The sequence below is a fragment of the Thalassospira sp. MCCC 1A01428 genome (genome assembly GCF_002115825.1).
Lineage (GTDB): Bacteria > Pseudomonadota > Alphaproteobacteria > Rhodospirillales > Thalassospiraceae > Thalassospira.
On the sequence record NZ_JFJZ01000159.1, the window covers coordinates 1 to 641 of the forward strand.

Sequence of the window (641 nt, forward strand, 5' to 3'; positions counted from 1 at the left end):
TCCGCCATTGGTGGCGACGATTCAGCTGCGGGTATATCGCCACGAGTCTTTAAAGCATATCCGCTGATCGACGCAAAACGCAGAAATTCCATCAGTTTTCGATATCAAATCGCGATATATCGCTTATTTTTTCGTTTGTTTTAACGAATAATCGTTTACAAACGCGAATAGCAAATATACCCTTTGCGGCATCATCAACCGCATAGGTGTATTTTCCCATGTCAACAGCATTAAAAGCCCACAACGACAACGGTGGACAGCCCGCTGTATTCAACAAGCACGGACAGATCATGACCAACAGCCGCGATGTCGCGGCATATTTTGGCAAGCTGCACAAAAACGTATTACGTGACATCGACAAGCTGGAATGCGATGAAGATTTTTACCGGCTGAATTATCAGCCAGTAATCATTGAATACGAAAACGGCAAGGGCGGCAAACAGCAAGCTCGGGCGTTCGACATGACCAAGGACGGCTTTTGGTTTCTCGTCACCGGTTTTACCGGCAAACCTGCAGCCCTTCTCAAGCAGGCCTACATCGCGCAATTCAACGCTATGGAACAAACGCTGCGCACCATCCCCGATGAACTGGTGCGTGCGCTTGGCATCGTCAAAACCGTCGTCAAAAAGGTAACCGCCATT

At 48.2% G+C, this 641-nt stretch carries 1 protein-coding gene; it reads left to right on the plus strand.

The window, feature by feature from the left end; genetic code table 11:
* Nucleotides 1-218 precede the first annotated feature (218 nt).
* Nucleotides 219-641: Rha family transcriptional regulator (locus THS27_RS26395; protein WP_139835782.1), on the plus strand; the 423-nt coding region annotated here is incomplete at its 3' end.